This is a genomic window from Cyanobium sp. BA20m-p-22 (assembly GCF_024346275.1).
Classification (GTDB): Bacteria; Cyanobacteriota; Cyanobacteriia; order PCC-6307; family Cyanobiaceae; genus Cyanobium_A.
This window is the reverse complement of record NZ_JAGQCQ010000178.1, coordinates 1-7,630: the sequence shown is the minus strand read 5'-3', so window position 1 is coordinate 7,630 and position 7,630 is coordinate 1. Positions and strand designations below refer to the sequence as shown.

General features: G+C 67.1%; 12 protein-coding genes. 2 read left to right on the top strand and 10 right to left on the bottom strand.

Translation table 11 applies throughout. The features are described from left to right. Positions 1-253, top strand: a 253-nt coding sequence (locus KBZ15_RS14480; RefSeq protein ID WP_255015909.1) for a hypothetical protein, incomplete at its 5' end; no start/stop codon positions are given. Here the strand turns inward: KBZ15_RS14480 and KBZ15_RS14475 are convergent. From KBZ15_RS14475 to KBZ15_RS18580, 8 genes are all read right to left on the bottom strand, one after another. Then, entirely contained in the window at positions 250-639 is a 390-nt protein-coding gene (locus KBZ15_RS14475; RefSeq protein ID WP_255015908.1) for a DUF2834 domain-containing protein, read from the bottom strand. The two genes, KBZ15_RS14480 and KBZ15_RS14475, sit on opposite strands and share 4 nt — an antisense overlap. Continuing rightward, positions 636-890: an exodeoxyribonuclease VII small subunit gene (locus KBZ15_RS14470; protein WP_255015907.1), complete on the bottom strand. Its 255-nt coding sequence runs from the start codon at positions 888-890 to the stop codon at positions 636-638. Before KBZ15_RS14470 ends, KBZ15_RS14475 begins: the two co-directional genes overlap by 4 nt. A gap of 3 nt (positions 891-893) precedes the next feature. Next, complete coding sequence (gene xseA / locus KBZ15_RS14465) at positions 894-2,069, bottom strand: exodeoxyribonuclease VII large subunit (protein ID WP_255015906.1); 1,176 nt, start codon at positions 2,067-2,069, stop codon at positions 894-896. Next, positions 2,066-2,251 (bottom strand): hypothetical protein, encoded by a 186-nt coding sequence (locus KBZ15_RS14460; protein ID WP_254931419.1) that lies wholly within the window; start codon positions 2,249-2,251, stop codon positions 2,066-2,068. The genes xseA and KBZ15_RS14460 overlap by 4 nt, the downstream gene beginning before the upstream one ends. Positions 2,252-2,303: 52 nt before the next feature. After that, positions 2,304-4,865 (bottom strand): ATP-dependent helicase HrpB, encoded by a 2,562-nt coding sequence (hrpB, locus tag KBZ15_RS14455; protein ID WP_315859901.1) that lies wholly within the window; start codon positions 4,863-4,865, stop codon positions 2,304-2,306. Positions 4,866-4,894: 29 nt separating this feature from the next. After that, a complete protein-coding gene (locus KBZ15_RS14450) occupies positions 4,895-5,278 on the bottom strand; it encodes a hypothetical protein (protein ID WP_197151729.1) in 384 nt (127 codons plus the stop codon). A gap of 43 nt (positions 5,279-5,321) precedes the next feature. Beyond that, a complete protein-coding gene (locus KBZ15_RS14445; protein ID WP_255015905.1) occupies positions 5,322-5,624 on the bottom strand; it encodes a DUF2973 domain-containing protein in 303 nt (100 codons plus the stop codon). Between the two features lie 245 nt (positions 5,625-5,869). Beyond that, complete coding sequence (locus KBZ15_RS18580; RefSeq protein ID WP_255015913.1) at positions 5,870-6,088, bottom strand: hypothetical protein; 219 nt, start codon at positions 6,086-6,088, stop codon at positions 5,870-5,872. Here KBZ15_RS18580 and KBZ15_RS14435 point away from each other — a divergent pair. Continuing rightward, a complete protein-coding gene (locus KBZ15_RS14435) occupies positions 6,081-7,040 on the top strand; it encodes a trypsin-like peptidase domain-containing protein (RefSeq protein WP_396123499.1) in 960 nt (319 codons plus the stop codon). The two genes, KBZ15_RS18580 and KBZ15_RS14435, sit on opposite strands and share 8 nt — an antisense overlap. Before the next feature lie 43 nt (positions 7,041-7,083). Here the strand turns inward: KBZ15_RS14435 and KBZ15_RS14430 are convergent, their stop codons facing one another. Both KBZ15_RS14430 and KBZ15_RS14425 read right to left on the bottom strand, forming a co-directional pair. Beyond that, positions 7,084-7,311, bottom strand: a complete 228-nt coding sequence (locus tag KBZ15_RS14430; RefSeq protein WP_197151724.1) for a hypothetical protein — start codon at positions 7,309-7,311, stop codon at positions 7,084-7,086. Between the two features lie 137 nt (positions 7,312-7,448). Further along, on the bottom strand, positions 7,449-7,630 hold a 182-nt coding region (locus tag KBZ15_RS14425; RefSeq protein ID WP_255015912.1), incomplete at its 5' end, for a hypothetical protein.

Genomic DNA, 7,630 nt, shown 5'->3' with positions numbered 1-7,630 from the left:
CGATCTTGTCGGTGGCCTCACCCTGCTTTTTCTGCTCTTGCCCCTGTTGCTGGGCGCGGCGGGCTTTGTGGCCTGGCAGGTTCTGCAAAGGAGGCTGCGCCCATGCCCGGCCTGCGGTTTCACCAGCACTGCCCCCGACCTATGCCCGGCATGTGGCTCCCCGCTCGATGGCGGTTCCAGCCCAACATCAAGCCAGGACCAGCTCGATGCCAGCAATATCACCATTGACGTTGAGGTCGTTGAGGAGGATTAGGCCAATGGGCTGGCTTCTGCTGCCAGCTCGGCCAGCCTGCGTTCCCTCAGGTACAGAAATAGGGGTGCCCCGCAGGCAAAAGCTACTGTTACTGAGCAGAGCAAAACCCAGGCCAGGCCGCGCATCTCCAGTCGGCGACTCTCCTGCACTATCCAGATCACCACAGCTGTGGCACCGATAGCCAGATCACGCGAGAGGGAACCGGCGGCTGGATTGGCATTTGCCAGTTGCACAAACAGGCCCAGATCGAAGCTGGATCCGTATTCGCGAATGAATTCGATGTTTGCAAGCCAGGGCAGCACCGCCCCGGCGATCGCCAGGGCCAGGTAGATCCACTTGAGCAGGGGGTTGCCAGTCGCTGGCTTGCTGGGTTGGGTGCTGCTCACGGGGAATCGCTGAGGGGAACGGGCGTTTCACTGCCTTCATTCCACACCATCACCTCCTCTTCCACCCTGGTCAGCAGGACCTCGCAGCGATCCAGATAGCCCCGGGCCCGTCGATAGAGGCCGGCCATCTCCTCCACGTCGAGGTCATTGGCCTGCAGGGCCGCCAGGGTGAGTTGCAGGGCTGTGTGGGCTTCGTTGTAAGAGAGATCGCTTTCGTCAGAGCTGTTTTTGGTGCTTTTGGCCTTCGGCATGGCTCAGGACTCGACCGGTTCGGCGGGCCCGTAAATCTCGCGCACTTCCGTACCCACTTGGCCATCGGCCAACTGGTGCGACAGGAGGTCCCCTTGCTTCAGTTGTTGGATCGAGCGCACCAGCTGCCCATCGGCGTTGTGCACCAGGCTGAACCCCCTTGCCAGCTGATGCTGGGGCGAGAGGGCTTTTAGCAATTGCTGCGCATGCAGCAGGCCGGTCCGTCTGGCCGCCAGCAGGCTGAGCGGATGCAGGATTTCCAGTCGTTCACGCTGGTGGCCGAGACGCTGGCGTTCCCCCTGGAGCCGCGCCCTTCCCAGCTGTCCCAGATGGACGGCCTGTTGCCGCAGCCCTTGGCGGACCGTTACCCGGTCGGGCAGCAGGGCCACCACGGCGGCCGTGGGTGTTGCCGCCCGCAGGTCGGCCACCAGGTCGGCGATGGTGGTGTCATCTTCATGGCCAATCCCACTCACCACGGGCACCGGGCAATTGGCCAGGCAGAGGGCCAGCTCCAGGTGGTCAAAAACGGCCAGATCCTCCCGGCTGCCGCCGCCGCGGGCAAGCACCAGGGCTTCGATGCCCATTCCTTCGGCCTGATTGCCGACCCGTATCAAGGCCTCTGCGATTTGCCTTTGGACGGGCCCCTGCACTGGAATCGGAACCACCAGCAGCCGGGTGGCGGGCCAGCGCTCGGCGGCCGTGCGCAGCATGTCGGCCAATGCCGAGCTGGGGCAGCTCGTCAGCAGGGCGATGCGTTGCGGGAAGGGGGGCAGGGACCTTTTGCGGGCCGGATCCAGGAGCCCTTCGCGGGCCAGCTGGTCGCGCACCTGCTCAAATTGGCGCAGCACGCTGCTGAGGCTGGGCCGGATATCCAGGGCCTGGACGCAGAGGCTGGCCCGACTGCTCCAAAAATTCAGCTTGCCCACCACCACCACGCCGTCCCCATCGCCCGGCACGAAACTGAGCTTGGCCAGCTGTGACGCCCACACCACTGCCGTGATCGAGGCCTGACCATCGACCAAGGTCATCCAGAGATGGCCCTTCTTGAGCTGGGGTCTGCTGACGGTGGCATCCAGCAGAAAGCGGGGCGCAAAGCCGCGCTCCAGCAGGCTGGCCACGGCCCCGTTTAGCTCCGCAACGCTGTAGCGCGGGATGGTGGGGCTGTCGCCCGATCCTGTCATTGCTGGAGTTGGCGGTAGCAATGCCACCAGTAGGCGCTGACCAGGCCCGCCCCAAGGGCAACCGCCTGGCCGATCGGTTGGTCGATCCTGATCAGGCCCGCAGCACAGATCACCAGGGCAGTGCTGAGCAGCCTCGACCCATCGCGGCGGTTCTTCACGTAGAAGCGAGCCAAGCGGTGCATTCGAGAAGCTGCCAGTTTGGACCAGCCCTGGGCCGGGAGCCCATTGGGGCAACTACGGCAATCGGCTCGCCTGGGCCTTGGCCTTGGCCTGAGCCTTGGCCTTGGTCAGGGCAGTGGCCTGGGCCTGGCTCGGATCTTCTGGCCAAGGGTGTTTGGGATAGCGCCCCCGCAGTTGCCTGCGCACCTCCTGGTAGCCGCCCTGCCAGAAGCCGGCCAGGTCCTGGGTGACGGCCGCGGGCCTCCCTGCCGGGGTGAGGAGCTGGACGGTCACGGCCAGCCGGCCCTCGAGCACCGTGGGGTTGGCGCTGGCCCCGAAGAGCTCCTGCAATTTCACGGCCAGCACCGGCAGGCCGCTGCTGTAGTCCAGCTCCACCCTGCGACCGGAGGGCACGGTCAGGCCCGCCGGCAAGAGCCGCTCCAGCTGGGGGCGCAGGTTCCAGGGGCAGTCGCCCCACAGCGCCTCCTCCAGGGGGAGTGTCTGCAGATCGTCGCGGCTGCGCAGGCCCAGGAGCCGGGGGCCGAGCCAGGTTTCCAGTTCGGCGAGCAGCCAGGCCTGGCTGCGATTGGGCCAGGGATCGCCGAGGTGTTGGTGGGCCAGGCTGAGGCGGTGTTGAAGTTGGCGGCTGGAGCGATCCCAGGGCAGCGCCTCCAATCCCAGCTGCCGCAGCCCATCCAGCAGCGCCCTGCCGATGGCCTCGGGATCGGCACCGTTCCAGGGCTGGCGTTCCAACACCAGGGATCCAAGGCAGAGGCAGCGTTCGCTGCGCACCCGCTGGGCTTCCCCATCCCAGCGACTCTCCAACTGGGTGCGCCCTAGCCCGCCAGGCTGCCGGGCCAACTCGCGCAGCTGCTCCGGATCCAGGGCCAGGGCCAGCTGAATCCGGGCTTCCTGACCCTGGCCGTCGAGCTGGGCAATGGCCAGGGCGGGGCTGGCCACCAGGGGGTCGCCTGGATGGAGCACGGCACCGCGGCCGCCGCTCAACAGAAACCGACCAGGCCTGCCGGGCCTGGCCAGGGCCAGCCGCTCCGGGTAGGCGGCGGCTACCAGTTGGGCAGCCGAGTCGGCGATGCTGCCAAGCCGCCCTGGCTCTGCGGCCGCTGCGTGGGGGGGATGGGGTGCCAGCTGGCGCACCTGGCGCCGCAGCTGGGCCTGAATCTGCCGCAGCTGCCGGCGGCGGCCATCGGCCGGGCTGTCCGCTGCCAGCCAGTCGAGGCGACGCAGCAGGTCGCAGCCCGCCTCCTGGCGCGGCAGGGGATCCCGCTCGCTGAGCAGCACCGCCAGGGCGCAGGCCAGGTCGAGCTGGCCGCGTTGCTCACCGAGCAGCAATAACTGGGCCAGGCGCGGATGCAGCCCCAGCTGGGCCAGCCTCTGGCCGTGGAGGCTCAGGTGGCCTTGCCCATCGATGGCGCCGAGCTGGCTGAGTCGCTGGCGGGCTTCCTGCAGGGGCTGCGCTGGGGGCGGATCCAGCCAGGCCAGGCTGGTGCCCAGGGGGTCTCCCCAGCGGGCCAGCTGCAGGGCCAGGGGCATGGGATCGAGCTCCAGCAGTTCCGGCGGGTCGAAGGCCGGCCGCCGCTGCTGTTCGGCCGGTGACCACAGCCGCAGGCAACGGCCCGGACCCAGCCGTCCCGCCCGCCCCGCCCGCTGCTCGGCGCTGGCCAGGCTGGCCGGCACGGTCACCAGGCCGTCCATGCCGCTGCCTGGGTTGAAGCGGTTGTGACGGCTGAGGCCGCTGTCGAGCACCAGGTTGACTCCGGCCAGGGTGAGGGAGCTCTCGGCGATGGAGGTGGCCAGAACCACCTTGCCGGCGGCTTGCTGGGCCGGGCCGATGGCGCATCCCTGGGCCGCCAGGGGCAGGTTGCCGTGCAGGGGCACGCAGTCGATCGCCTGCCCCCAGCTGGTGGCAGCGATGGCCCGGCTGCAGGCCTGGATCTCCCGCAGGCCCGGCAGGAACACCAGCACGGTTTCGCCCTGGCCCCGCTGCTCGAGCCAGTGCTGCTCTAGAGCGCGCACCACCTGCTGCTCCAGCCGCTCATCGGCCCTGGGCGTTTGGTGGCTGATCGTCACCGGGTGGCAGCGGCCCTCGCTGCTGAGCACGGCGGCCCCAGGGAGTTGCTGGGCCAGGGGGGCCAGGTTGAGGGTGGCCGACATCACCACCAGCCTCAGATCAGGCCTGAGCAGTTCGCGGGCCTGGCGCACCAGGGCCAGGGCCAGGTCGGTGTCGGCCCCCCGCTCATGGAATTCATCGAAGATCAGGCAGTCCACCCCAGCGAGGCCGGGATCGGCCTGGAGGCGCCTGAGGAACAGCCCGTCGGTGAGCACCTCCAGCCGGGTTGCCGCCGAGGTGCACGACTCCAGCCGAACGCTGTAACCAACCCGCTCGCCCACCGATTCGCCGAGCTCGGCGGCCAGCCGTTGGGCCGCAGCTTTGGCCGCCAGCCGGCGGGGCTCCAGCATCCAGATCCGGCCGATGGGGCCAGGGCAGACGCTGCCGGCTGGGGGCTCCAGCAGGGCAAGGGGTACTCGGGTTGTTTTGCCCGCCCCCGGCGGGGCCTGCAGCAGCACCGTGGCCCCGGGTTTACAGGCCTCGAGCAGCGGCTCCAGGAGCCCGTCAATCGGCAGGGGAGTGGGTGTCGTGGTTGGGATCAGCGCACGTGACGGACGCCATCGACAGGGTGGTATGCCTCGCCGGTGAGTTCCTCGTAGACGATGGCGGGTAGACCGGTTTCAAACATGGTCTGCAGGGCTTCCTTGAGATAGGGGTTCCAGCCGCCGGTGCTTACCTTGCCGTGGCGCACGGTCCAGTCCCAAGTGCCCTGCAGGTCACGGGGGATGCGGCCTTCGCGGTCGCGGCGGGCCACCAGGTCTTGGGATTCCACCAGGCCCACCAGGATCGGGTCTTTGCCGTAGGCGGGGGTAATGCTCAGCTCCAGCCGGATCGGATCCTCCTTGATCAGCTTGAGGCGGAACCGCGGCGGTAACTTCAGGTTCGCCAGCACAGCTGCCACGATTTTGGTCCGTTGATCCACCTTCTGTCTCCGCTGAAAAGCACTTGCTCAACGGTGAGCCTATTCAGTTGGGGTCACCCGGGTAAGCGGGCTGCTCGTTGTCACCGCTGAAGCGCACGGTGAGCAGGTCTTCGTCGGTGAGCTGGCCATCGGCATCGAGGAGCTCGGGATGGATGGTGAGCCGTCCGGTGCGATCGGTAGGGGCCTCGGCTGCAGACGGGTTGGGGAGGGTGCCGGCCGCATCAGGATCGCCCGGTCTGGGGATTGCCCTGAAACCTCGCCCCATCACTTTGAAGGCCTGCCACAGCAAGGCCACCAAGCAGGCCAGATAGAGAAGGGGGAGCAGCTGGGAGACCAGGGCATTCATGGCCGGGGGGCAGGCCGCTGATCAGGGCGAGAGGGCCTTGAGGCCATCATTGCCTGGATTGGCGTGAGATGGGCCCTGGAACGGCGGCGGGGTTACCGGAGTTGGCAAGCATCCAGGCCCAAAGGGTGGTGCATGCTGCTCCGAATGCAAGGAAGGCAAGCAGAAGCCGGCTGGTGTCCATGCCTTGAAGGAATTATTCACCTAACTTAAGGCTTTGGGCGCCGCAGGCGTGGCCGCTTGCCTGCCTACGGTTTGGAGAGATTGGTGGCGATAGTGATGGCGGCTGGATTGCGCACCTGGCCCAGGCTCCCCTCCGGAATGTTGGCGGCGGGCCTGGTGATTTCCGCAGCGCTGTCTCCCTGGGGATGGGTGGCGGCCCGGGCCCAGGTGGCAGCTTCAGCGGGCCTGGCCCGCCAGTCGTTTGTGGCGGCAGCGGTGCGCCGGGCGGGGCCGGCGGTGGTCACAATTGACACCGAGCGCACCGTGCTGGTGTCCGGGGGCGGCACGGGCGGGTTGCCGCGGAGTTTGCTGAATGATCCCCTGTTCCGCCAGTTCTTCGGCATGCCCCAGCAGCAGCCTTCCCAGCGCACCGAAAGGGGCCAGGGCAGCGGCTTTATTTTTCAGGTTGATGGCCTGATCCTCACCAATGCCCACGTGGTGGAGAAGAGCAGCCGGGTGACCGTGGGCATGCAGGACGGCCGTCGGGTGGAGGGCTCGGTGGTGGGGTTGGATCGCCTCACCGACCTGGCGGTGGTCAAGCTGGCCGGCTCAGGGCCCTGGCCAGTGGCGCCCCTGGGCAATTCCGACGGCCTGCAGGTCGGCGAGTGGGCGATCGCCGTGGGCAATCCCTACGGACTCGATAACACGGTGACGATGGGCATCATCAGCAACCTCAACCGCAATGCCAGCAAGCTCGGCATCACTGACAAACGGCTCGATCTGATTCAGACCGATGCGGCGATCAATCCGGGGAACTCCGGTGGGCCCTTGCTCAATGCGGAGGGGGAGGTGATCGGCATCAACACCCTGGTGCGCACCGGTCCTGGGGCTGGGCTGGGCTTTGCCATTCCGATCAATCGGGCCCGCGAAATTGCCCGCCAGCTGATTTCCACCGGCCGGGTTGCCCACCCGGTGATTGGGATCGGCCTTGAGGCTGTCAAGCCTGGCGATGGCACCGGCCTGAGCCAGGGGGTGCGGGTGATGTCGGTCCAGGCAGGCAGCCCGGCTTTCCGGGCTGGTTTGCAACAGGGAGACGTGATTCTGGCTGCAGCCGGCAAGGCAACGGCCAGCCCGATCGAGTTGGTGGCGGCTGTCGAAAAGGCTGGCGTGGGGGGCAGCTTGACCCTCAGCGTCAGTAGGGCTGGCCGGCAGTTTGAAATAACGGTGGTGCCCGCCCAACTGGGTGGTTCCTCCTGATACGGGCCTTCTGATACGGGCCGCCTGATTCAGGTCTGCTTACTCAAGCCTCGTGGGCCAGGTGCTGGGCCAGGCCGGGGGCGATCTGGGCTGGTGTGCCGAGTTGTTGGCGCATCACCCATTGGGTGGCAGCTTTCTGGCTTTGCCAGGCCTGCAGGAGTTGCTTGGCAATACCCTGGAGGGTTTGCAGATCAGCGGTGGCCTCGATGGCCCGGCTCATGCGCTCCAGCTCAAATTGCTGACCGAGGCTGAGGGCGAGGGGTTCAGACATGGCACGCACCGCGAAGAGCTGTTGGACCTGCCAAAGCTACAAAGTGTTTCAGTTGCGGTCGTAGCGATTGCGACAGGGCGATGGTCCCTGTGCGCATTTGCTGTTCTGAAGCCTGCCCTCGGTCTCCCCGCAGGACCTCAGGCTTGCTCTCGCAGTTGTTCGACGCAGCGGGTCACGCAGGCGCCGTCATCCAGGGAGCAGGTCGTGATGCACTCGAAGTACATGTCCATGGAATCGATGGCCTGGTCGGGCTCCACTTGGAATTCCTGGGGGGACGCGCCGAAGCCGGAGTTGAGACCGGAACTGAATCCCGTATTGG

What these genes read in the sequence shown, in the direction of transcription:
- KBZ15_RS14470 (WP_255015907.1), bottom strand. Translation starts at nt 890, where the DNA reads ATGCCGAAGGCCAAAAGCACCAAAAACAGCTCTGACGAAAGCGATCTC.
- xseA (WP_255015906.1), bottom strand. Translation starts at nt 2,069, where the DNA reads ATGACAGGATCGGGCGACAGCCCCACCATCCCGCGCTACAGCGTTGCG.
- KBZ15_RS14460 (WP_254931419.1), bottom strand. Translation starts at nt 2,251, where the DNA reads ATGCACCGCTTGGCTCGCTTCTACGTGAAGAACCGCCGCGATGGGTCG.
- KBZ15_RS14445 (WP_255015905.1), bottom strand. Translation starts at nt 5,624, where the DNA reads ATGAATGCCCTGGTCTCCCAGCTGCTCCCCCTTCTCTATCTGGCCTGC.
- KBZ15_RS14430 (WP_197151724.1), bottom strand. Translation starts at nt 7,311, where the DNA reads ATGTCTGAACCCCTCGCCCTCAGCCTCGGTCAGCAATTTGAGCTGGAG.